The sequence below is a fragment of the Staphylococcus debuckii genome, from assembly GCF_003718735.1.
GTDB lineage: Bacteria > Bacillota > Bacilli > Staphylococcales > Staphylococcaceae > Staphylococcus > Staphylococcus debuckii.
Window position 1 is genome coordinate 810,168 of record NZ_CP033460.1, and the last position, 24,663, is coordinate 834,830.

General features: G+C 37.0%; 23 protein-coding genes. 15 read left to right on the forward strand and 8 right to left on the reverse strand.

Translation table 11 applies throughout. The features are described from left to right. The first annotated feature begins 153 nt into the window (after positions 1 to 153). The 4 genes from CNQ82_RS03595 (at position 154) to CNQ82_RS03610 (ending at position 3,932) form a co-directional block, all read left to right on the forward strand. Positions 154 to 1,110: an ABC transporter permease gene (locus CNQ82_RS03595; RefSeq protein WP_420876465.1), complete on the forward strand. Its 957-nt coding sequence runs from the start codon at positions 154 to 156 to the stop codon at positions 1,108 to 1,110. After that, entirely contained in the window at positions 1,100 to 2,062 is a 963-nt protein-coding gene (locus CNQ82_RS03600) for an iron chelate uptake ABC transporter family permease subunit (protein ID WP_123144127.1), read from the forward strand. The genes CNQ82_RS03595 and CNQ82_RS03600 overlap by 11 nt, the downstream gene beginning before the upstream one ends. Next, positions 2,059 to 2,817, forward strand: coding sequence for an iron ABC transporter ATP-binding protein (locus CNQ82_RS03605; protein WP_123144128.1), 759 nt, complete (start codon positions 2,059 to 2,061; stop codon positions 2,815 to 2,817). The genes CNQ82_RS03600 and CNQ82_RS03605 overlap by 4 nt, the downstream gene beginning before the upstream one ends. 86 nt (positions 2,818 to 2,903) lie before the next feature. Further along, the gene (locus tag CNQ82_RS03610) at positions 2,904 to 3,932 is read left to right on the forward strand and encodes a ferrated catecholamine ABC transporter substrate-binding lipoprotein SstD (protein ID WP_123144129.1); all 1,029 of its coding nucleotides are present in this window, start codon (positions 2,904 to 2,906) and stop codon (positions 3,930 to 3,932) included. Positions 3,933 to 4,412: 480 nt separating this feature from the next. Here CNQ82_RS03610 and CNQ82_RS03615 read toward each other — a convergent pair whose 3' ends face one another. From CNQ82_RS03615 to CNQ82_RS03625, 3 genes are all read right to left on the reverse strand, one after another. After that, positions 4,413 to 4,751, reverse strand: a complete 339-nt coding sequence (locus CNQ82_RS03615; protein WP_206125372.1) for a CHY zinc finger protein — start codon at positions 4,749 to 4,751, stop codon at positions 4,413 to 4,415. Positions 4,752 to 4,761: 10 nt separating this feature from the next. Further along, positions 4,762 to 5,688, reverse strand: coding sequence for a UDP-N-acetylmuramate dehydrogenase (murB, locus tag CNQ82_RS03620; protein ID WP_123144130.1), 927 nt, complete (start codon positions 5,686 to 5,688; stop codon positions 4,762 to 4,764). 78 nt (positions 5,689 to 5,766) lie between these two features. Then, the gene (locus CNQ82_RS03625; protein WP_123144131.1) at positions 5,767 to 6,291 is read right to left on the reverse strand and encodes a GrpB family protein; all 525 of its coding nucleotides are present in this window, start codon (positions 6,289 to 6,291) and stop codon (positions 5,767 to 5,769) included. Between the two features lie 105 nt (positions 6,292 to 6,396). Between CNQ82_RS03625 and CNQ82_RS03630 the strand changes: the two genes are divergently transcribed. The 3 genes from CNQ82_RS03630 to CNQ82_RS03640 all read left to right on the forward strand — a co-directional run bounded on the left by CNQ82_RS03630 (position 6,397) and on the right by CNQ82_RS03640 (position 9,109). Beyond that, positions 6,397 to 7,299 (forward strand): EMYY motif lipoprotein, encoded by a 903-nt coding sequence (locus CNQ82_RS03630; RefSeq protein ID WP_123144132.1) that lies wholly within the window; start codon positions 6,397 to 6,399, stop codon positions 7,297 to 7,299. A gap of 130 nt (positions 7,300 to 7,429) precedes the next feature. Beyond that, on the forward strand, positions 7,430 to 7,750 hold the full coding sequence (gene ytxJ / locus CNQ82_RS03635) for a bacillithiol system redox-active protein YtxJ (RefSeq protein WP_123144133.1): 321 nt from the start codon (positions 7,430 to 7,432) through the stop codon (positions 7,748 to 7,750). Positions 7,751 to 7,978: 228 nt separating this feature from the next. Next, positions 7,979 to 9,109 carry a glycerate kinase gene (locus CNQ82_RS03640; RefSeq protein ID WP_123144134.1) on the forward strand — a complete coding sequence of 377 codons (1,131 nt, stop codon included), beginning with the start codon at positions 7,979 to 7,981 and terminating at the stop codon, positions 9,107 to 9,109. A 68-nt stretch (positions 9,110 to 9,177) separates the two neighbouring features. On the opposite strand, the gene pepT is transcribed toward CNQ82_RS03640, so the two are convergent. From pepT to gdpS, 4 genes are all read right to left on the reverse strand, one after another. Further along, the gene (pepT, locus tag CNQ82_RS03645; RefSeq protein WP_123144135.1) at positions 9,178 to 10,410 is read right to left on the reverse strand and encodes a peptidase T; all 1,233 of its coding nucleotides are present in this window, start codon (positions 10,408 to 10,410) and stop codon (positions 9,178 to 9,180) included. A 13-nt stretch (positions 10,411 to 10,423) separates the two neighbouring features. Next, positions 10,424 to 10,918, reverse strand: a complete 495-nt coding sequence (locus CNQ82_RS03650; RefSeq protein ID WP_164711987.1) for a threonine/serine exporter family protein — start codon at positions 10,916 to 10,918, stop codon at positions 10,424 to 10,426. A 21-nt stretch (positions 10,919 to 10,939) separates the two neighbouring features. Next, the gene (locus CNQ82_RS03655; protein ID WP_095107320.1) at positions 10,940 to 11,650 is read right to left on the reverse strand and encodes a threonine/serine exporter family protein; all 711 of its coding nucleotides are present in this window, start codon (positions 11,648 to 11,650) and stop codon (positions 10,940 to 10,942) included. Positions 11,651 to 11,890: 240 nt separating this feature from the next. Then, a complete protein-coding gene (gene gdpS / locus CNQ82_RS03660; RefSeq protein ID WP_123144136.1) occupies positions 11,891 to 12,958 on the reverse strand; it encodes a GGDEF domain-containing protein GdpS in 1,068 nt (355 codons plus the stop codon). A 278-nt stretch (positions 12,959 to 13,236) separates the two neighbouring features. Here gdpS and CNQ82_RS03665 point away from each other — a divergent pair, with 278 nt between their 5' ends. Beyond that, entirely contained in the window at positions 13,237 to 14,289 is a 1,053-nt protein-coding gene (locus tag CNQ82_RS03665) for a glycosyltransferase family 4 protein (RefSeq protein WP_123144137.1), read from the forward strand. Positions 14,290 to 14,645: 356 nt separating this feature from the next. Here CNQ82_RS03665 and CNQ82_RS03670 read toward each other — a convergent pair whose 3' ends face one another. Next, on the reverse strand, positions 14,646 to 15,287 hold the full coding sequence (locus tag CNQ82_RS03670; protein WP_123144138.1) for a YigZ family protein: 642 nt from the start codon (positions 15,285 to 15,287) through the stop codon (positions 14,646 to 14,648). A 151-nt stretch (positions 15,288 to 15,438) separates the two neighbouring features. Here CNQ82_RS03670 and fakB1 point away from each other — a divergent pair, with 151 nt between their 5' ends. From fakB1 to CNQ82_RS03705, 7 genes are all read left to right on the forward strand, one after another. Further along, positions 15,439 to 16,323, forward strand: a complete 885-nt coding sequence (gene fakB1, locus CNQ82_RS03675; protein WP_095106493.1) for a fatty acid kinase binding subunit FakB1 — start codon at positions 15,439 to 15,441, stop codon at positions 16,321 to 16,323. Positions 16,324 to 16,407: 84 nt separating this feature from the next. After that, positions 16,408 to 17,709 (forward strand): DEAD/DEAH box helicase family protein, encoded by a 1,302-nt coding sequence (locus tag CNQ82_RS03680; RefSeq protein ID WP_123144139.1) that lies wholly within the window; start codon positions 16,408 to 16,410, stop codon positions 17,707 to 17,709. Then, positions 17,702 to 18,403, forward strand: coding sequence for a ComF family protein (locus tag CNQ82_RS03685; protein WP_123144140.1), 702 nt, complete (start codon positions 17,702 to 17,704; stop codon positions 18,401 to 18,403). The genes CNQ82_RS03680 and CNQ82_RS03685 overlap by 8 nt, the downstream gene beginning before the upstream one ends. Before the next feature lie 68 nt (positions 18,404 to 18,471). Beyond that, the gene (hpf, locus tag CNQ82_RS03690) at positions 18,472 to 19,035 is read left to right on the forward strand and encodes a ribosome hibernation-promoting factor, HPF/YfiA family (RefSeq protein ID WP_123144141.1); all 564 of its coding nucleotides are present in this window, start codon (positions 18,472 to 18,474) and stop codon (positions 19,033 to 19,035) included. A 331-nt stretch (positions 19,036 to 19,366) separates the two neighbouring features. Further along, the gene (gene secA / locus CNQ82_RS03695) at positions 19,367 to 21,895 is read left to right on the forward strand and encodes a preprotein translocase subunit SecA (RefSeq protein ID WP_123144142.1); all 2,529 of its coding nucleotides are present in this window, start codon (positions 19,367 to 19,369) and stop codon (positions 21,893 to 21,895) included. Between the two features lie 174 nt (positions 21,896 to 22,069). Next, a protein-coding gene (gene prfB, locus CNQ82_RS03700; RefSeq protein ID WP_123144143.1) for a peptide chain release factor 2 occupies positions 22,070 to 23,186 on the forward strand; the annotation gives its coding sequence in 2 pieces (ribosomal slippage) (positions 22,070 to 22,141 and positions 22,143 to 23,186; 1,116 coding nt in all). Between the two features lie 311 nt (positions 23,187 to 23,497). Then, positions 23,498 to 24,484 (forward strand): COG3942 and LysM peptidoglycan-binding domain-containing protein, encoded by a 987-nt coding sequence (locus CNQ82_RS03705; RefSeq protein ID WP_123144144.1) that lies wholly within the window; start codon positions 23,498 to 23,500, stop codon positions 24,482 to 24,484. The last annotated feature ends 179 nt before the right edge of the window (positions 24,485 to 24,663 follow it).

A 24,663-nucleotide genomic window follows, 5' to 3' on the forward strand; every position in this document is an offset into this window, starting at 1 on the left:
AAATTGAAAATACAAAAACCTATTGCTAAAAAATTTTTACATGATAGGATAGATATTAAGTGATAATGATTATCATTTCCACTAATAAATACATAGAGAAAATTTCATCAGATCAAGAAAGGATATAAGCAGTTTATGATTATCAGGCAGCTGATGCGCGGACCTATATTATTTTTAATTTTTATCGTCTTAAGCATCTTATCTTTATTTATCGGCGTCAGCCAACTTGGATTAGCAGATATCTTTCATTTGTCTGCTGAACAACGCAACATACTATTTTCAAGCCGTGTTCCTCGGACTGTCAGCATTATTATTTCTGGAAGCTCTCTTGCTTTAGCTGGCTTAATTATGCAGCAGATGATGCAGAATAAATTTGTCAGTCCTACCACTGCAGGAACGATGGAATGGGCAAAATTAGGTATTTTAATCGCGCTCTTATTTTTCCCGCAAGCACACATTCTCGTTAAACTTATCTTTGCTATATTATTAAGCATCACAGGAACATTTTTCTTTATGAAGTTGATACAGGTTATCCGCTTCAAAGATGTCATCTTCGTCCCGCTTCTCGGTATCATGATCGGCGGTATTATATCCAGTCTTACAACCTTTATTGCCTTGCGTACGAATGCAGTTCAAAGCATCGGCAACTGGTTGAACGGTAACTTCGCAGTCATCACTAGCGGTCGGTACGAAGTTTTATATCTCAGCATTCCTTTACTGATCGTGACTTATATCTTTGCCAATTATTTTACGATTGCTGGTATGGGAAAAGACTTCAGTCATAATCTCGGTGTCAATTATGAACGGATTATGATGTATGGACTAGCCATCACTGCGACAATGACTGCATTAGTTGTGGTAACTGTCGGCGCATTACCTTTTTTAGGACTAATAGTGCCTAACATTGTGTCAATTTACCGTGGCGATCATCTAAAGCACGCTTTACCACATACCGCTTTACTCGGTGCAATCTTCGTGCTCTTTTCTGATATCATCGGGCGATTGATTGTCTATCCTTACGAAATCAACATCGGACTTACATTAGGAGTCTTCGGTACTTTTATTTTCTTAGCCATGTTGTTGAAAGGAAGCCGCAACTATGAAAGCTAATCATCTGACAACTAAATTACTTATACTTATAACAATTACTATAATCACAGGCGTCCTTTATTTGTTTCTCGGCATTGATTGGGATATTTTAGAATATCAACTCCAAAGCCGGGTCCGTAAATTGATTTTAATGTTGCTGGTAGGGGGAGCTATCGGCACCTCGGTTATTATTTTTCAAGCGATTACGGTCAATCGATTACTGACACCTTCCATGATGGGTCTAGACGCAGTGTACATGTTTGTCAAAGTGCTGCTTATCTTTGTCTTCGGAGTCCAGTCGATTGCGGTTACCAATCTCTATTTGAACTTCGCGCTGACTTTAGTAGCTATGATATTATTCGCACTTTTATTGTTCCAAGTAATTTTCAAATACGGAAACTTTTCAGTGTATTTTATTTTATTAATCGGTGTGATTCTTGGAACTTTCTTCCGCAGTATCACAGGGTTTATAGAGCTAGTCATCAATCCTGAAGAATTCTTAGCCGTCCAAAGTTCAATGTTTGCGAACTTCAATGCTTCTAATGAAAAATTAGTAGCGGTCTGTGGGGTAGTACTGGTTGCATTAATTATTGTTACAATTATCATCTTGCCTTATTTGGATGTTTTACTATTAGGCAAAGCACAAGCCATCAACCTTGGTGTCAATTACACCAGAGTAACACGCTTATTGATGATAATGGTAGCGGTATTGACAGCTATTGCCACAGCTTTAGTAGGACCGATTACCTTCTTAGGTTTGTTAACGGTCAATGTAGCACATGAAATTATGAAGACTTACGAACATAAATTTTTATTGCCGGCCACGATTTTATTAAGTTGGATCAGTTTGTTCTCAGCCGAATGGATCGTAGAACATCTCTTTGAAGCTACAACTGAAGTCAGCATTTTAATTAATCTCGTCGGCGGTACGTACTTTATTTATCTATTAATCAGTAGGAGGAACGCGCAATGATCAGTGTTGAAAACTTGAATAAATCAATTCAAGACAAGCCTATATTACAATCGATTGATGTGACGATACAAAAGGGACGATTGACTTCTTTAATTGGACCGAATGGGGCCGGAAAAAGTACTTTGTTATCTGCTATCAGTCGGTTGATTGATATAGACTCCGGTCAAATCAAACTGGAAGAAGAGTCGCTTGAGAATTTCAAAAGTAATGAAATTGCGAAGAAGCTTTCAGTATTAAAGCAAACCAATCATACCGAACTTAATATTACGGTAGAGCAACTTGTCGCGTTCGGTCGTTTTCCTTATTCAAAAGGACGCCTTACTAAAACAGATAAAGAAAAAATTAATGAAGCTTTAGATTTATTGCAATTACAAGAAATTAAAGACCGTAATTTGAAAACATTATCTGGTGGACAAAGACAACGTGCTTATATTGCGATGACTATCGCACAAGATACAGAATATATTTTACTTGATGAGCCTTTAAATAATTTAGATATGAAATATTCTGTGCAAATTATGAAGACTTTACGTCAATTAACACGCGAAGTCGGTAAAACGATTATTATCGTACTTCATGATATTAACTTTGCATCTTGCTACTCAGATGATGTAATTGCGATGAAAGATGGCCAATTGATTAAGGCAGCTCATAGAGATCAAGTTATCCAACCTGAAACTTTGAAGTGTTTATACGATATGGATGTACAAATTGAGTCCGTCAATGGACAAAGAATCTGTCTTTATTATGATTAAACCGACAACTTTGAGAGGGTGATGCTGAATTTTTCGTGGCAATATAAGGTGGGAACGATAGACATTTTAGGAGGAAAAGGGAAAAAATGAAGAAACTAGGCTTATTTTTATTAATTAGTATTATGTTTTTATTTGCAGCATGCGGCAATGACAGTTCATCTAAAGATGAATCTAAAAAAGGCGAGTCAGAGAACAAAACAGTTAAGATTGAAAATGATTATGAATTAAGTGGTAAAGATCCAAAAGGCAGTGATTCTAAGCAAGTAAAAGATACTGTTGAAGTACCAGTGAATCCTAAAAATGCGATTGTCTTAGATTATGGTGCATTAGATACATTAAAAGAATTAGGAGTTGCTGATAAAGTAAAAGGTATGCCTAAAGGCGAAAACGATAGCTCTTTACCTGATTTCTTAAAAGATTTTAAAGATGATAAATACATCAACACAGGATCTTTAAAAGAAGTAAACTTTGATAAAGTAGCACAAGCTAAACCAGAAGTTATCTTTATTTCTGGCAGAACAGCTAACCAAAAAAATATTGATGAATTCAAAAAAGCAGCACCAAAAGCTAAAGTTGTTTATGTAGGTGCTGACGATAAAGACTATGTTAAATCAATGAAGAAAAACACTGAAAACTTAGGTAAAATCTACGATAAAGAAGATAAAGCCAAATCATTGAATAAAGATTTAGATGATAAAATTGCTGACATGAAAGATAAAACTAAAAAATTCGATAAATCAGTAATGTACTTGCTTGTAAACGAAGGTGAACTTTCAACATATGGTCCTAAAGAACGTTTCGGTAGCCTTGTATATTCTACTTTAGGTTTCAAACCAGCAGACAAAGACATTAAAGCAGGTCCACATGGCCAAAACGTTACTAACGAATATATCAACGAAAAAAATCCTGATGTTATCTTAGCAATGGACCGCGGCCAAGCTATCGGCGAAAAATCTACTGCTAAACAAACATTAGGCAACGATGTCATCAAAAATGTTAAAGCAATCAAAGATGACAAAGTTTATAATCTTGATCCAAAATTATGGTACTTTGCATCAGGTTCAACTACAACAACTATGAAACAAATTGATGAGTTGAAAGAAGTTGTAAAATAAACTTGAAGTTAAAAGGAGTTTGGATGGGGGTACAAACTTCGAAAAAATGCACCAACTTTCTAATTAAAGAGAAAGTTGGTGTATTTTATTTTTTATGACGAGATTTGAGAATCGTAAATTTCTTGAGTGTGGTTGAATGAGCAGGAGTTAACTGGATGTGAGTTGGGGTGGCGGATATATCGGCCAAGAATGAGGTGAACGTGTCCAATAAACGAATATATCGGCCAAGATTCGAGCCAACATGTCCAATAAACGGATATATGGGCCAAGATTCGAGCCAACGTGTCCAATAAACGCAACATACCTCCCCGACCTTCCGCCATCCCAGTCAACTTTACCGAGTCAAGGCGCCGAAATACTTTTCCCAAATTCCAATTCAACTAACTAAAACTAAATCAACCAATAATAAAATATCATCTTCAAAAATTCACAAAACTAAAAGCTGAAACAACATCGAAGTCATTTCAGCTATACTAGATTTCATAAAGTAAAATAATAAGGATAATGTGCCTCACATCTTGGATTAAAGGTTGCACCGCAATTGGGGCACTTATCAGTATTCACATATTCGCGAATAGTCATCTCATATTTACAGAAGCCGCACATCACCGCTAAGACATCTTGTTCATCCTTGGACCAAGGGATGGGTTCATGATCTTCACATTCATTATGGCAATAAATACAAGCGTAATACTTATCACAACATTTAAAGCGCATGGCTACTACATCAAGTGGCGTGTGATAGTGGCTGCAGCGTGTTTCGTCATCTAAATCTATTCCATGTACGATAGGAATGTCGTTATTATCATATTCCGTCATAACTGCATCCTTAACGATGTCCTTCAGGATATTCTCCGATGATGCGAACTTCCGGATGTAGCTCTACATCAAATTTTTCTTTAACGACCTTTTGAACATGGTGGATTAAATCTTCATAATCTGTGGCTGTACCATTATCGACATTCACCATAAATCCAGCGTGTTTTTTCGAAACTTCTACACCGCCGATACGATGTCCTTGCAACTCTGAGTCTTGGATCAATTTGCCGGCAAAGTGGCCAGGAGGTCGTTGGAAGACACTGCCGCAAGAAGGATATTCAAGTGGTTGCTTCGTTTCACGACGCTCAGTCAAATCATCCATTACAGCTTGGATATCTTCTTGATTACCCGGTGTTAAATTAAAGGCCGCTTCAAGCACCACCAAATGCTGCTTTTGCACAATACTGCTACGGTAACCCAATTCCAATTCATCACGAGTCAAAGTCACCAATTCACCGCGTTCATTGACACAAACCGCATGTTCAATACAGTCACGGATTTCGCCGCCATAAGCACCCGCATTCATAAACACAGCACCACCGACAGAACCCGGAATACCGCAAGCAAATTCCAAGCCAGTTAAAGCCTTATCGCGTGCTTTACGAGAAACATCGATAATTGCAGCGCCACTTCCCGCAATAATCACATTATCTTCAACCTTTATATAATCCATCGATAATAAACTCAATACAATACCGCGGATACCACCCTCACGGATAATAATATTAGAACCATTTCCTAAATACGTTACCGGAATATTGTGCATTCTCGCAAAGTGATTAATCGCTTGCACTTCATCATTAGTAGTTGGACTTAAATAAAAGTCCGCATTTCCTCCAGTTTGCGTATAAGTATAGCGTTTTAATGGTTCATCAACTTTAATAATTTCTTCTGGCAGAACCTTTTTCAGTTCCTTTAGGATGTCATCTTTAAGCAAGGATAGAACTCCCTTTCAATTATTTTCATCTATTTATTATACCAATGATTACCTCAATTGCGAAATACAATCTAACACCTAATCCAAATATTGCCGAGACAATTTCGCAAATAATTTTTCTTTTTGCACCTCATATTCACGGATTGATTGCGTAGAAGCATGCAACAGTTCTTTTTCTTCTTTGAAAAGAGAGCCTAGAGAGTTGGACCGCTCTAAAGCGTCCTGCATCTGTAAGTAATCCGAGTAAGCTTTAGATTCAATTTGCAAAATATGTAACCTTACTTGTTGTTTGAGCTCAATCAGATTATTAAACTTTACCATCATTACTTTTTTCTTATAGTGATGGTGAATACGGTAAAAACCCGCATAATTTAAACGTTTCTCATCTAAAGCCGTAATATCATGCAGATTATTCACACCTACCAAAATATCTAAAATCGGCTCAGTAGCATAGTTGAAATGTGCAGTTCCACCGATATGATGCACTGATTTTACCGGCGTGTTCAATAATCCGAATAATAAATCTTCATAGTCTTTAAAAAGATTATGATACACTACTAATAAGTTCGCATCACTAATGAGCGGCTGTGTCTTTGTGTACATAGTTAACCGTCCTTTTGTAAAAGTCTTATAGGTATTATAATATGGAATCTGACATACTCAAACCTTAAATAGAGAAATTAGAGAAACAGACAGGAGTGAACGAACATGAAAACATGGCTTCTGACAATATTGCTGGTTATTGTGACCATTTCATTAGCAGCATGCGGCAATAGAACTCAGTCTGATTTAAATCAATTCGAACAATCTATGTCTGAAGTAGACAAGAAACAGAATCATGTCAAAAAGGTAATGGATGATATGCATTTGAATCGTTTGAATGAACTGAGCAAGTCAGATTTAACCGATAGAAATCAAGAAGATTTTGAACAGATGAGCAAGGATATGGACAAGAAATTGATGCCAGCCTTTCAATCATATAAGGAAGCAGCGAAAGCACTTCCTGCAGGTACTAAAGATGTAAAAGCCTTAAGAAGTCAATATTTGAAAGAAGTAGATAAGCAAGAGAAAGCTTTAAAAGATGATAGAGCTTATATTCATCTGTGCAACCAATCTATTAAAGCTAACGAAGATATTTTGAATTACACACGTCTGTTTGAAAAACGCCGAGCGCAATTAGAGATTAAAGTTTCAGATGCTAAAAAAGCTGGAGAAACAAAAAGTGCAAATGCCCTTGTCAGTAAGTTGAAAGATAACAATAAGCAGCTGCAAGATGTAGCTAAAAAATATCTGGATGGTGTAGATCCGAAACAAACGAAATCAGTAATCAAAAATAAAATAGAACCACTGATTTCAAAACAGATTGAAGACTTGAACCAATCGAATGTAACGGATAGCGAAACTACTAAAGCGCGTCAAAGTGCGATAGAAATGTATTACAGTTTGCAGAACTATTATGAAACGAGACAACAAACGATTGATATTAGTACGAAATTAGAAGACTATGATATGAATAAATTACCGTTGACAGGGAAAGACTTAAGTAAGTATCATAAGCAGTATAATAAAAATTTAAAGCATTTAAAGCAAGAATTGAGTAAAAACAATTAAGAAATACACCTTTATATTAGTATTTTGGTTAACATTGAAATATAAAGTGTGTATAATTAGACACATTGAAATATGAAAAATGAAAAGGGACTATCACTTTAAGTGATAAATATTTTTAGAGGTGAATAGAATGGCTACAAAGCTGACTTCGATTGACCAGTTTAAACAGGTAATTAACGACAACAAATATGTATTTATTTTGAAACACAGCAATACTTGTCCGATTTCTGCAAATGCATATGATCAATTCAACAAGTTCTTATATGAACGTGACATTGACGGCTACTATTTAGTAGTTCAAGAACAACGTGAACTTTCAGATTATATCGCAGAAGAAACTGGCGTGAAACATGAATCACCACAAGCTTTCTACTTTGTAGAAGGAAATGTGAAATGGCATGCGAGTCACGATGACATTAATGTTTCTTCGTTAGCGCAAGCAGAAGAATAATAAAATTTAAACAAATGAATGAATAATGAAATTGCAACTCTAAGCAAATAGATGCGAGTCGTAAGTCGAAGTATAGACGTCGCTCGTATTCTATTTAATTGCTTGGAGTTTATTTTTTTAGTAGGAATCAAAAGGGGCGTTACAGTAGGTTTTTTTCAGCAAGGACTGTATAATATTAAAGTGAATCATCAACAAAAAACATTGGGAAACTTTATTTGAGGTGACAAGATGAGAGTATTAGTTGCGATGGATGAATTTAATGGTATCGTTTCAAGTTATGAAGCCAACCGCTATGTTGAAGAAGCAGTGGCAAGCCAAATTGAAAAAGCAGACATTGTTCAGGTACCGCTATTTAATGGTCGCCATGAATTAATGGATTCTGTGTTCTTGTGGCAATCAGGTACTAAATATCGCGAAATGGTACATAATGCAGATATGAAGCAGGTAGAAGCGGTATATGGCCAAACTGAAAATGGTTTAACCATTATTGAGGCGGATTTATTTTTACAAGGTGAAGCTCCTATTCAGAAGCGTTCAAGTTTCGGCTTAGGTGAATTGATGAAGAAAGCCTTAGATAATGACGCAGAACATTTAGTCATTTCTTTAGGTAATATTGCAAGCTTTGACGGTGGCGCTGGCATGCTTCAAGCACTTGGCGCAAGATATTACGATGACGAAGGTCAACCTATCGATACGAGAAAGGGCACAGAGGTCTTAAAATACATTCGTCATATAGATTTGACGCAATTGCATCCGCGTTTAGCACAAGTGCGCATTCAATTGGTATCAGACTTTGCCAGCAAAATGTATGGCAAGAATAGTGAGATTATGCAAGTTTATCCATTATTAAACGTTACACGTGAAGAAGCGGCAACAATCGACAATTTAGTATGGTATTTCAGTGAAATATTAAAAAATGAAGCACATCTACTGACAAGTACAGTAGAACGCGGCGGTGCTGGTGGCGGCGTTGCAGCATTGTTAGCAGCGTTATATGATGCTGAAATTCTGACGAGTCATCATTTAGTGGATCAGATTACACATCTAGAAAATTTAATTGAACAAGCAGATTTAGTGATGTTCGGTGAAGGCGTGAATGAAGCGGACCATTTGCTTGAAACAACAACTTTGCGCATTGCAGAGTTAGCGACTAAATATCATAAACCTTGTATTGCAATAAATGCCACTAATGATAAATTTGATCGTTACGAGGCATTAGGTGTAACAGGTATGTTTAATTTGTTTATGGAAATGCCTGAGCACTATACAAGCTTTAAAGCAGGTATTCAAATTCGATTCTATGCTGTCCAAGCATTAAAGTTATTGAAGACACACTTTGATGTGGATAAGAAAGCGTAAATAGTATATAAAATAAGAGCGGGGTTGGGACATAATAATGTCTCAGCTCCGCTCTTGTTTTGTGTTATTTATTTTGTTGTTGGTTGTGCAATTTCTTCAGCGATTCCTAGAATAACTTCTACTGCACGTTCCATCACATCGATAGAAGCGTATTCGAAAGGACCGTGGAAATTATCGCAACCTGTAAAGATATTAGGTGTTGGCAAGCCCATAAATGAGAGTTGAGAACCGTCTGTACCGCCTCGAATAGGTTCAGTATTTGGTTCGATTCCAAGTTTTTTGAAGACACGTTTAGGAACTTCAATCACTTCAGGTACTTCATTTATTTTTTCAGCCATATTATGGTATTGATCGAACATATCAACCTCAACAGGGTTATTATGATAATCTGCATTGATTTGATCGCGGATTTCTAATAAGCATGCTTTGCGTGCTTCAAAACGTTCGCGGTCATGATCACGAATAATATACTTCAACTGGGCTTTTTCTGTACTGCCGTTAAAGTTCATTAAGTGGAAGAAACCTTCGTAACCTTCAGTTTTTTCCGGTACTTCGTCTTCTGGCAGCAAGCTGTCGAAACGCTCACCTAATTTGATTGCATTGACCATTACATCCTTTGCAGAACCTGGATGCACGTTTACTCCATGACAAGTAATATTGGCTTCAGCAGCGTTAAAGCTTTCGAATTGCAATTCGCCATATTGGCTGCCGTCCATAGTATAAGCAAAATCCGCATTAAAGCGATCTACATCAAATTTATGAGGACCGCGACCGATTTCTTCATCAGGTGTAAAGGCAACACGGATACGACCATGTTTGACCTCAGGATGTTCGACTAAGTAAGTCAATGCGGTCATGATTTCGGCAACACCCGCTTTATCATCAGCGCCTAATAAAGAAGTGCCGTCTGTAATCATCAAAGTATGACCTTCTACTGATTTCATAGCAGGGAAGACATCTTGATTTAATTCACGGTCAGTATCGCCGAGTTGAATCGATTTCCCATCGTAGTTTTCAATGATTTGCGGTTTCACGTTTGAAGCATTGAAATCATGAGAAGTGTCCACATGTGCTAAGAAGCCAACTGTCGGTACTTCATCAGCAATATTGCTTTCTAATGTGGCAAATAAATAACCATTATCATCTATATCAGTTTGCAGACCTAATTCTTCCAATTCTTGTTTCAGCAGATTCAATAAATCCCATTGCTTTTCAGTAGATGGTGTAGTTTCTGAATCTGGGTCAGATTGAGTATCAATCTCAGCATAACGTTTGAGTCTATCGATTAATTCTTGTTTCACTTTTATGCACCCCTTAACTTCTATTATTCATATTAAATGGTTTATGATATGACTTGCCTTTCATTTTACCATAATTAGCTAGGATACGATTGTAAGTATGATAGGCAATCTCGGCGCAGAGAATACCGAAAGCAATCGCTCCTGAAATTAAGGTTACTTCTAAGAAAGTATTAACAGCATGTGTATATTGGTTTGTAACTAAGAAGCGTGTCGCCTCATATGCTGCGCCCCCTGGTACAAGCGGAATAATTCCCGGCACAATAAAAATAATAACCGGTTGGAAATACCGTTTACTCATTGCATGACTCATAATCGCTAAAATAAAACTTCCTAGAAATGAGGCTGCAACTTTACCAGTGTTCATATCCATCGCAATGACATAAATAATCCATCCCATAGCTCCAACGAAACCGCAAGCAGGCAGCAATTTACGCGGCGCATTAAAGAGTATTGAAAATAGTAAAGTAGAACAAAAACTGATTAAAAATTGAAAGATATATTGAAACAACATATTTTCAAACACGCCTTTCTAAAAGAATAGTAAAATAATTGCTACACCTGCACCGATAGCAAATGCAGTTAAAGCAGCTTCCATGCCGCGGGACATTCCTGCCAGCAATTCACCAGCCATTAAATCGCGGATTGCATTGGTAATCAAGATCCCTGGGACTAACGGCATTACACCAGCAATGGTGATAATATCTTGGTTTACAGATAATCCAAGTTTATGGGTGACCGCAGCCACGCCTATTACTACAATGGCACTTATAAATTCAGAGAAGAATTTGATTTGAATAAATCGCTGAACATAATCAAATGTAAGATAAGCACCAGCACCGGCGATTACTGCATAGATGAAATCTTGTGCTACGCCTCCGAACATAAATAAGAAGAAGCCGCATGCAATAGATACTGCAATAAATTTCGTTAAATATGAATATTGCAATGAAGCATGTTCTAAATGAATTAATTCGGATTTTGCTTCATCAATAGAGAGCTGTTTCTTGGCAATTTTACGAGAAATATTATTTGCTAACGCAATCTTTTCTAGATCAGTTGTACGATCTCGTACACGTATTAAACGCGTATTCGTACGATCATTCAAAGAAAAGATGATAGCAGTATTTGATACGAAACTGTTGGTGTTATCCAAACCGTAACTGTAAGCAATACGAGACATCGTATCTTCAACACGATAAGTTTCGGCACCGCTTTCTAGTAAAATTTTTCCTGCAGTCATCACTACATCTATAACTTTGTTCTCGTCAATTATCGTAATTGCTTCTTCAGGCACCTTGCAGTTCTCCTTCTTGTAAGTATTGTTGATACTAAAAGTTTACAAGGAAGACCTTCAACTTGCAATAAAACAGGGCAGTTTGAAACACAATTGAAAAAGAAAATATTATGAAAGAGTGGAAAGGGAAGAGAGCATAGAAATAAAAAAGCAGTCTCATGAAATTTTCATAAGACTGCCTTAACTTTAAGATTTAACAATCGGGTTAAACATAACTTGGTTACGACCTTCGTTTTTAGCCATATGCAGCATATCATCTGCATCTTTAAATACTTTGCGTTGAGATTTGTAATCTTCTGCTGTGAGATAACCGATACCGATAGATACGGACAATTTGATGACTTCTTTGTCAGGAAGATGGAAGGTTGATTGTTCAACACCCGCTCTGATGCTCTCAGCAAGTTTCACACTTTGGTCTAAAGAATAGCCGAGTACTACAACTGAAAATTCTTCTCCGCCATTTCGGAAAATTCGAATGTTAGGAGGAACGTAATTAATTAAGAGCTGGGAAATCTGTTTGAGTACTGCATCACCTGAACGATGTGTAAAAGCGTCATTGACATCTTTGAAACCATCAATATCAATCAATAACAATCCTAAACTCGTAGATTTATCTTCTGCTTCATCTGTCATTTTATTCAAATAACGATCAAATTCCTTCACATTCCCTAAACCTGTCAAATAATCATAGCGGTCTTCACTTTCATACCGTTGAACTAAAGTGAAGAAGCGCCAAATATCTACGAAAGTAATAGATGAAGCAATAGTCACTACGAAGGAAATAGGTATTAAATAAATGATTTCTTGCAAAGTATAGAGCTTTGTAATAATAGAAACAATACTTAAAATAATTAAACTGATCGCATTAAGTATCTGTAAAGAAACAATGTCATTTTGTTTGATAAAGGGTCCGATAAAGCTGACAGCAAGTGCAATAATTAATAAAGCAATATTATAAGCTAACGGATCTCCATAAACAAAGACATCTACGACGAAGATAATTGCTGCAGATACCATCGTGAAAAATACATTAGTGTAGCGTCCTAAGAAGAGCAACGGTACAAATGTTAAAAATAATAAATAATCATGAACTGGAATAGGATATGCAGCCAGTAACAGCGCTACCACAGTCATTAAGATAGTGACATAGGTTTGCGAGAATTTCATTTGCTTAGTTTCTGAATACTGCAACCTATGAAAGAGATAGATTCCTGCAACGGTAACAGAAATATTATAAATGATAGCTTCAATCATGTAATCTACTCCTTTGTTTTACCACTTAGTTATTGTAAGTGAAAATATACATTTTGTCATCTCACATCACATAAAATACTATTCCATTATGATACATTTAGGTATAATTCATGTTAGAATAAGTTATTAGATAATTTAACATTTTGTTAAATGAAAGGAGGTCCACTTGTCAAAGGACCTGCAACCGTACAACGTCTTTCTTCTTACTAATATAAAAATGTTTTAAATTCACTTTACTTTTAAAAAGATGTTGGAATGGTTTTGACAATGGAAGACAGATGATAACACTTTTACTCGTAATATTTTCAATGATTGTCAGCTTAATACTTACACCAATTGTCATTAAGATATCCATAAAACTAGATATAATGGATAAACCTAATTACAGAAAGGTACATACTAGACCCGTTTCTGTCTTAGGCGGTACAGTAATTCTCTTCTCGTTTTTGTTGGGAATCTGGATTGGACATCCTATCGAACGAGAGGTTATTCCGTTAATTATCGGAGCCGTCATTATGTATTTAGTCGGATTAATAGATGATGTGTATAATTTGAAGCCCATCCTTAAATTATTAGGACAATGTTTAGCAGCATTAGTGGTGGCTTATTACGGTGTCACTATCGACTTTATTCAGTTACCATTCGGTATTATTCATTTCGGTATCTTGAGTGTACCTATCACTGTCTTTTGGATTATTGCTATTACAAATGCAATCAACTTAATTGACGGCCTAGATGGACTGGCAGCAGGAGTTTCAACAATTGCCTTCATGACGATCGGCTTTATAGCCATCTTGCAAGCAGATATATTCATTATTATGATTTGCAGTGTCATGATCGGTTCGTTAATTGGATTTTTATTTTATAATTTCCACCCTGCAAAAATTTTCTTAGGTGACAGCGGTTCGTTGCAACTTGGTTTTATTATCAGCTTTTTATCCTTATTAGGTTTTAAAAATATCACGTTCTTCTCTTTATTTTTCCCAATCGTGATTTTAGCTGTGCCATTTATAGATACATTATTTGCAATGATTCGCCGTGCAAAAAAAGGACAAAAAATCATGCAAGCAGATAAATCACATCTGCATCACAAATTATTAAAGTTAGGCTATACACATAGACAAACCGTAGTGCTGATTTACTCGATTGCAATCTTATTCAGTATTTCCAGTGTCATCTTATACCTTTCACAACCATGGGGTGTAGTGATGATGCTGATACTCATTTTAATTACAATTGAGTTAATTGTGGAATTTACAGGATTAATAGATGATAATTATCGTCCGTTCTTAAGATTATTAGAAAAAAGACATCAGAAACACGAAGATTAAAATGAGGGAGCAGAATAGAAATAACATTGGTTCAAATTATTTCGTCGTTCCGCCCCGATAAAGCTAACTAGAATAGGGAGCAGAACAGAAATAACATTGGTTCAAATTATTTCGTCGTTCTGCCCCGGCAAAGCTAACTAGAATAGAAAAAGCTTGGAACAAGCGCATTTTCTATTCAGATAGCTACTGCCAATTTGGAACAAGCGCATTTTCTATTCAGATAGCTACTGCCAATTTGGAACAAGCGCATTTTCTATTCAGATAGCTACTGCCAATTTGGAACAAGCGAATTTTCTATTCAGATAGCTACTGCCAGTTCAAAGAGACGGGGACATTATTACGTCCCAGTCTCTTTGTTATTTGGTTTCAATATCGAAAGGTAAGCGTGTTGCTTCGCCTTTTTCCAGTTCGTACTTGCCTGCAGTAATACGGTTTAAGAAATTAATAAAGTCCTCAAAGTCATCTTCAAGTACATCAATCTTGTAACTTACTTTATCCGTATATATAGTGTCACGCAAAATAAAATCAGTAGATTGCAATTCATATTCAAGTTTGCCAGTTAAATCATAGCTAATTGTAACTGTAGTAGGATATGCATTGCGCAACTCTACACGCCCGCCGTCTTTAATGGCGTCTCTAACAGCGCCGCTATATGCTCTGATTAATCCGCCTGTTCCTAATTTGATACCGCCGAAATAGCGTGTTACTACGGCTGCGGTATTATGTGTGTCTAATTTTTTCAAGATTTCTAGCATCGGAACTCCGGCCGTTCCGCTGGGTTCGCCATCATCATTGGCTTTTTGAATCAGCATATTATCTCCGATAGTGTAAGCCGAACAATTATGGGTCGCTTCACGATGTTCTTTTTTCACGGTATCAATAAACGCTTTGGCTTCTTCTTCTGTTTGTACAGGCTTGATATGTGCAATAAATCGTGATTTATTGATGGTGTTTTCGATAATATATTCTTGTTTAATCGTAATAATATGATTTTCCATACCTAACATCCTTATATAATAAATTCATTGACTTGTTACTCTTATTCTTCATTATACATGCTCTTAATCGGTTTTCTAAATATTAAAATCAATTTTCTTTTCATGAAAAATAGGGTATGATTAATAACGAGTATATTTTAGGAGGATTCGTATGAAGATTGCTGTGATGACAGACTCCACAACATCATTACCTCAGCGTTTAATAGATAAATATAATATTTCAGTCGTTTCGCTCAGCGTCACTTTCGCAAATGGAGATAACTATATAGAAGGCAAAGAATTGAATGCATCAGAACTTTACCGTCGTATGAAAAGTGAGAAAACATTGCCTACGACAAGTCAACCGGCAATCGGTAATGTCATTCAAGAATATGAACGCCTGCGTGATGCAGGTTACACTGATGTAGTAGGGTTGTTTTTATCTGCCGGCATCAGCGGAACATACCAAGCAGCTACCCAAGCTGGTGAAATGGTTGAAGGCATCAATGTACATACTTTCGACTCTAAATTATCAGGTATGATTTTAGGCGGTTATGTTATTTACGCTGCTGAACGTGTAGAGGCAGGCTTGACTGCAGAAGAAGTAATGAAAGAATTATTAGAGATGCGCGAATATACTGGTGCTCTAGTGGTTGTAGATGACTTGAAAAATCTACAAAAAAGCGGCCGTATTACAGGTGCGCAAGCTTTTATCGGTTCGCTGCTGAAAATGAAACCTGTGTTAGAATTTGTGGATGGCAAAATCTTGCCATTAGATAAAGTACGTACGAAAAAACGTGCGATTAAAACGATAGAACAAGGTGTTTTAGATAGAGTAAAAGACTATGACAACGTCACTTTATATGTAGTGAATGGTGATGCCAAAGAAGACGGTCTTAAATTATTCAAGCATTTAAAAGAAAATTATCCAGACTATGTCATCAATTATTCAGAATTCACGCCAGTTATCGCAACACATTTAGGTGTCGGCAGTGTCGCATTAGGATTTACAAACAAACATATTGCAACATTAGCAAATTCACCAGAAGAAGAATAATTTTTCCTCATAGGGCAGGGGTTGGGACATAATGATGTCCGGTTCCCTGTCTTTTTTCATCTCAAGAAATTACTGACAAAAGGAATGATTGAAATTAAGCACTACGGCAAATTAATACGCAACAAAGAAGATTTATCAGATGAAACCATCAGAACAGTGCAAAAAGGCGTGATCAAAAACAAGCAAGGCAGATGGCAGTGTATCCAATGCGAAAGTTCTGAACGCGCAGACTATTATACGTATTACTCAGAACCGCTGCACACAGAAATCACTTATTGCAGACACTGCTTACAATTAGGCCGTATGGATACGCACAATGATGTTTATATAACCGACACCCATCAAGAAATAAGCAAAGCTGAGTATCACCTAGATTTCCAATTATCAGAACAGCAGACTTACGCTTCGGAAAATGTGATACGCGCCATTCAAATACATGAAAAATTGCTGCTCTATGCTGTCACAGGAGCAGGAAAGACCGAGATGATGTTTGCAGGCATCCAATATGCAAGACAACAGGGATACAATGTAGCCGTAATTTCGCCGCGTGTAGATGTGGTAGTTGAAATCAGTGCACGAATTGCAGAAGCCTTCTCTGCTGAAAAAATTGACGTACTCTATCAAGGACAATCACAACAGTACAATGGTCACTTCGTAGTTGCGACCGTACATCAACTCTACCGCTTCAAACACCACTTTGATGTCATCTTTATCGATGAAGTTGACGCATTCCCGCTTTCCATGGATCCGTTGCTGATGCAGACGATTAACAGCGCATCAGTTTCTACTGCAAGTCATATTTATATGACCGCGACTCCCTCTAGAAAATTACGCTCCCAATTCAAACCAGCCAACATTATTACTCTTCCAGCACGTTATCATCGACGTTCGCTTCCCGTACCAACTTATCGCTATTTGAAATTCAAACCTTCACAACTGCAACCCCAGTTACTCCGACTCTTTCAACAGCAAATCAACAACCAACGCTATACCCTCGTATTTTTCAACCACATAGAAGCAATGAAAGCAGCCTTTGAAATCTATGCTGAGCATATCCCAGATCTCATCTACGTACACAGTGAAGATGCCTTGCGCTTTGATAAAGTCACAGCTTTAAGAGAAGGCAGACATCCTATTGTCTTCACTACCACTATCCTCGAACGCGGCTTCACAATGCCTCGTCTCGATGTCATAGTACTAGAGAGCCAAACCTATTCGACAGCTGCCCTCGTCCAAATCGCCGGACGCGTCGGCAGAAAGCTGCAAGATACCAGCGGACTCGTCCTCTATCTGCACAATGGTGTATCCCTCAGCATGCTGCGTGCCAAAGCACAAATCAAACAAATGAACACTATCGGACTTCAAAAGGGGTGGTTAGATGCCTAAATGCTGCCAATGCCTGCAAAAATTCACCGACCCACTCACTGCAGACAACTTTTACCGCAAACCAGAAATACTCTGCGAAACCTGTCGAGAAGCATGGCAACAAAGTCTTATTTCCCGGGAAAAGAAAGCTTTGGAAAGTGTTGGACGCTGTACGAGATGCCTCAAACCTTTAGCAGAGAATGAAACAGAATGTTTAGATTGTAAATTTCTAGCGCAACGCTTTACTTTAATCAACCAATTGTATTGCAACTATCAATATCAAGGAACAGTACGGGATGTTATTCATCAGTATAAAATAGCGGGAGATACTGCACTATGTGAAGTTATTGCTGAACAAATCAGCTTGCCGAAGAAGAAATATGATTATATTGTACCGATTCCTTCACCGTTAGAAAGAGATGTGAAGCGCACTTTTAATCCAGTCGAGCAAGTGTTAAAAGCGAAAAAGATAGCGTACATGCCGTTATTAAATACGCAAATACGACCAAAGCAATCTAGCTTAGGGAAAAGAGAACGTGCGCTAGCTGAAAATCCCTTTTGTTTCTCAGCAATGGCACAATCTTTAAATCTTGAAAATAAGGCGATATTACTCGTAGATGATATTTATACAACAGGGTTGACTGTCCATCATGCAGCGGAAATATTACTTGTCAGAAAAATAGGAAAAGTCGATGTATTTACTTTTGCTAGGTAGTATAAACATGTTATTATAATAGTGAGCATTACCAATCACATATATAGAGGTTAAAGGAGTCGATTACTATGATTAGATTTGAAATTCATGGAGACAACCTCACTATTACAGACGCAATACGTAATTACATTGAGGACAAAGTTGGTAAACTTGAACGTTACTTCACTAATGTGCCGAATGTGAATGCACACGTAAAAGTGAAAACTTATGCAAATTCTAGCACAAAAATTGAAGTTACAATTCCGCTTAAAGACGTTACACTTCGTGCAGAAGAAAGAAACGATGATTTATATGCAGGAATTGACTTAATTACTAACAAATTAGAACGCCAAGTTCGTAAATACAAAACACGTGTTAATCGTAAAAAACGTAAAGACAGCGAACAAGAGCCGTTCCCAGCTACACCGGAAACACCTCCGGAAGCAGCTGATCATGATAAAGATGATGAAATCGAAATCATCCGTTCTAAACAATTCAGCTTAAAACCAATGGATTCTGAAGAAGCAGTACTGCAAATGGACTTGCTTGGTCATGACTTCTTCATTTTCACTGATCGAGAAACAGATGGTACAAGTATCGTCTACCGTCGTAAAGATGGAAAATACGGTTTGATCGAAACATTAGAAAACTAATATTTGATAATTAAAAGTGCTCTTGCGGCAATCAATGTCGCAAGAGTTTATTTTTTTCCAAGACGGCCTATTAAGATTTGATTAATTAAATAGCAATTGATTGATTTACAGGTTATGTCCGTGTCAAAATAAGAGGGATGTATTAAGTACACAATTAAAGAAACTACGGTATTAAAGAAAAAAATAAAACTGTAAGACGCACATCTGGATAAAGACAACAAGACAGTATATAAACAGGATCCTATGAGTTTTTAAGTATAAATCAAACCATATAAATGGTAAGATAAATTGTTGTAAGCCAAACAGTTTTTATACCAAAGGAGCGAACAGAATGGGTTTTTTAACAAAAATTGTTGACGGCAATAAGAGAGAAATTAAACGCCTAAGTAAGCAAGCTGACAAAGTACTCGCTTTAGAAGAAGAAATGTCGATTCTTACTGATGAAGAAATCAGAAATAAAACCAAAGCATTTCAAGAAAGATTACAAGCAGAAGAAGATGTACAAAAGCAAAATAAAATTTTAGACGAAATTTTACCAGAGGCCTTTGCACTCGTACGTGAAGGGGCTAAACGCGTGTTCAACATGACGCCATATCCAGTACAAATCATGGGAGGAATCGCCATTCATAATGGTGATATTTCTGAAATGAGAACTGGTGAAGGTAAAACTTTGACAGCTACAATGCCGACATATTTAAATGCCTTAGCAGGCCGTGGTGTGCACGTTATTACGGTCAATGAATATTTAGCAAGCTTCCAAAGTGAAGAGATGGCTGAGTTATATAACTTCTTAGGTTTGACTGTCGGATTGAATTTGAATAGTTTATCTACCGAGCAGAAGCGTCAAGCTTATAACGAAGATATTACTTATAGTACAAATAATGAACTTGGGTTTGATTATTTACGCGACAACATGGTGAATTATTCAGAAGAACGTGTTATGCGTCCATTGCACTTCGCTATTATTGATGAGGTCGACTCTATTTTAATCGATGAAGCACGTACGCCATTGATTATTTCAGGCGAAGCTGAAAAATCAACCTCCCTATATACTCAAGCTAACGTCTTCGCTAAAATGTTGAAAGCAGAAGATGACTATAACTATGACGAAAAAACGAAATCAGTGCAATTAACAGACCAAGGTGCTGATAAAGCTGAACGTATGTTCAAATTGGATAACTTATACGATTTGAATAACGTAGATATCATTACACATATCAATACAGCGTTACGCGCTAATTATACATTGCAACGTGATGTCGACTACATGGTAGTAGATGGTGAAGTATTAATCGTTGACCAATTTACAGGACGTACGATGCCAGGACGCCGTTTCTCTGAAGGTTTGCACCAAGCAATTGAAGCTAAAGAAGGCGTTCAAATTCAAAATGAATCTAAAACAATGGCTTCTATTACTTTCCAAAACTACTTCCGTATGTATAATAAATTAGCTGGTATGACAGGTACAGCGAAAACAGAGGAAGAAGAATTCCGTAATATTTACAACATGACGGTAACGCAAATTCCGACAAACCGTCCTGTTCAACGTGAAGATAAGCCGGATTTGATTTACATCAGCCAAAAAGGCAAATTTGATGCAGTAGTAGAAGACGTAGTAGAAAAACACAAAAAAGGACAACCGATTCTTCTAGGTACAGTAGCCGTTGAAACCAGTGAATATATTTCACAACTTCTGAAAAAACGTGGCGTACGCCATGATGTCTTGAATGCCAAAAATCATGAACGCGAAGCAGAAATTGTCTCTACTGCAGGTCAAAAAGGCGCAGTAACTATTGCGACTAACATGGCTGGTCGTGGTACTGATATTAAATTAGGCGAAGGTGTAGAAGAATTAGGCGGTTTAGCTGTTATCGGTACAGAACGTCACGAATCACGCCGTATCGATGATCAGTTGCGTGGTCGTTCTGGACGTCAAGGTGACCGCGGCGAAAGTCGTTTCTACTTATCTTTACAAGATGAATTGATGGTACGTTTCGGTTCTGAACGCTTACAAAAAATGATGGGCCGACTAGGTATGGACGATTCTACGCCGATAGAATCAAAAATGGTGTCACGTGCAGTTGAATCTGCGCAAAAACGTGTTGAAGGTAATAACTTCGATGCGCGTAAACGTATCCTAGAATATGACGAAGTATTACGTAAACAACGTGAAATTATTTATAATGAACGTAATAATATTATCGACTCAGAATCAAGTTCAGAACTCGTAATTACAATGATGCGTTCTACATTAGACCGCGCCATCACTTATTATGTGAATGAAGAAATCGATGAAATCGACTATACACCGTTTATCAACTTTATTGAAGATGTCTTCTTGCACGAAGGTGAAGTAAAAGAAGAAGAAATCAAAGGTAAAGATCGTGAAGATATCTTTGATACTGTTTGGGCTAAAATTGAAAAAGCTTATGAAGCACAAAAAGCTAATATTCCTGAACAATTCAATGAGTTTGAACGTATGATTTTATTACGTTCTATTGATGGACGTTGGACTGACCACATTGATACGATGGATCAATTGCGTCAAGGTATCCATTTGCGTTCATACGGACAACAAAACCCGCTTCGTGACTATCAAAATGAAGGACATCAATTGTTCGACACTATGATGGTGAATATCGAAGAAGACGTCAGCAAGTATATCTTGAAATCTGTTATTACAGTAGATGACGATATTGAACGTGATAAAGCGAAAGAATATCAAGGTCAACATGTATCTGCAGAAGACGGTAAGGAAAAAGTTAAATCTAAACCTGTCGTTAAAGATAATCACATTGGCCGTAATGACCCATGTCCATGCGGCAGCGGCAAAAAATATAAAAATTGTCACGGCAAATAATTGAACATTTGAAAGACCACTGTTAAATCGCTTCAGGAAAGAGACTCAGTAATCAGCAGAGTTTCTTTCTGACGGCTTTCAGCGGTCTTTTTTTCAATCCAACAGGGTCTTAAATGTATGCTAAAATAAAAAAGGTAATCTTGAAAATTAAACAGGTATTGGAGAGATATGAATATGGAACTATCTGAAATTAAACGTAATCTCGCAAATTATGAAGAGAAATTAAATCAACTTAGGGGGTCTCTTTGACTTAGAAGAAAAAGAGACAAACATCCAAGAATATGAAGAAATGATGACGGATCCGAATTTCTGGGACGATCAACAAAAAGCGCAAGAAATCATCGATAAAAATAATGCAATAAAACATGTTGTGAACGGCTATCGTGATTTAGAAGCGGAATTAGAAGATATGACTGCCACTCATGAATTGTTGGCAGAAGAATATGATGAAGATTTGAAAGCAGACTTAGAAGAGGAAGCAATCGGGTTTAAAGATAAATTAGACCAATTTGAATTGCAATTATTATTGAATGGACCTTATGATGCGAATAATGCAATCTTAGAGCTGCATCCAGGTGCGGGCGGTACGGAATCGCAAGACTGGGCGAGTATGTTATTGCGTATGTATCAACGTTATGCAGAGCAGCAAGGATTTAAAGTAGAAGTGGCAGATTATTTGCCAGGTGACGAAGCGGGTGTTAAAAGTGTAACGCTAGTCATTAAAGGACATAATGCTTATGGTTATTTGAAAGCAGAAAAAGGCGTACATCGTTTGGTACGTATATCACCGTTTGATTCATCTGGACGTCGTCATACCTCATTTGTATCTTGTGATGTGATTCCTGAGTTCAGTAATAATGAGATTGAAATAGAAATTAATCCGGATGATATCACAGTGGATACTTTCAGAGCATCCGGAGCTGGCGGACAACATATCAATAAAACAGAATCTGCTATCCGTATTACTCACCATCCAACTGGAATTGTGGTCAATAACCAAAATGAACGTTCGCAAATTAAAAACCGTGAAGCGGCAATGAAAATGTTGAAATCTAAATTGTATCAATTGAAATTAGAAGAGCAAGAACGTGAAATGGCTGAAATCCGTGGAGAGCAAAAAGAAATCGGATGGGGCAGTCAAATCCGTTCGTATGTCTTCCATCCATATTCTATGGTAAAAGACCATCGTACAAATGAAGAAACAGGTAATGTAAATGCTGTAATGGATGGAGAAATCGGACCATTTATTGAAGCTTACTTAAGAACACAAATGGATAATCGAGAAGCGTAAGAAAAAGGAACTAGGACAGCATTTGACCTAGTTCCTTTGTTAATTTAAAAAGAGGACCAGGGCTGGTTTAATAATAATTTAAATGCAATATGCATGATTTAATGTTACTGAAAAGTAGTTTACAGTAGCTTTAAAAAATCTGTTTGTTCCAATAATACCAAGGGTTAACAAATATCTTACAAAAAAGTTTTAGAATAAAAAGTTGGTGGTTTTATAACGGTTATATTACAACTTTTTAACATCAATCCATTGCGTTATTTTTTATGCTATATTTAGTTCACTTAATTTGACAGCAAAGGATGAACTAATAAATGAAGAAAGCTTTATTACTCTCAGCAGCATCGGTGACAGTTTTTACAGGATTAAATAGCGTTGCAAATGCAGAACAAACACATGTTGTTAAAGAAAACGCTAAATTAAGCGATGTCGCAGCTTTGTTTGCCACGACTACAAATGAAATTAAAAATTTAAATAAATTAAATCAAGACGAAGTTAAGAAAGACACACAATTAGTCTTGCCTGATACAGATGTTGTAGAAGTGAAAGCGGGCGACTCTTTAAATTCAATCGCTAAAGCACATCATCTTACTTTAAATAAGTTGCACGAATTAAACCCAGGTCTTACTAATGTTATTTTACCTGGTGATATCTTAGCCGTTTCAGATAAGGGTGCAGCACATTTACAAGCACTATATTCTGGCAAAGCGGTTAAAGAAGTTGAGAAACAATCTTACAACGAAGAACAACAACAAACAGAACAACCGACACATTCAGGCTACAGAACAGTAGAACATAAAGAGGCAGCTCCGACAACTTACTATTCTAATGACAGCAGCAGCGAATATACAGCGCCTGCTCAAGCTGCACATTCATACTATAGTGCGCCTACTACAAACTCAGACTATACTTCATATAATACAAACACAACATCTTATAGTGCACCAGCAGCAACACAAGCATCATATTCAAACTATTCAGGTGCTAACTACTATACTGCAGGTCAATGTACTTATTATGTATTTGATCGTGCAGGCGGTAAAGCTGGCTCATTATGGGGTAATGCGAATAACTGGGCAAGTGCAGCAGCGGCTTCAGGACGTACAGTAAATAATACACCATCAGCGGGTGCTATTATGCAATCTTCAGCAGGTGCATATGGCCATGTAGCATACGTAGAAGGCGTAAATGGTGATGGTTCAGTTCGCGTTTCTGAAATGAACTATGGTTATGGACCAGGTGTCGTTACTTCACGTACACTTTCAGCTGGACAAGCAGCTTCATATAACTTTATTCATTAATCAATTTCATATCGCGATAATATAAGACAGCACTGTTCTCAAATTTTGAGGATAGTGCTCTTTTATTTAAAAAAAGTGATATTGAATCTAGCTTGAAAGGGTAAAAGACAAACGAATGTAAAAAAGTCAAATTGTATTTTCAAAGTTCTTGCAAGAATGTCAACTTTTCGAGTATAATA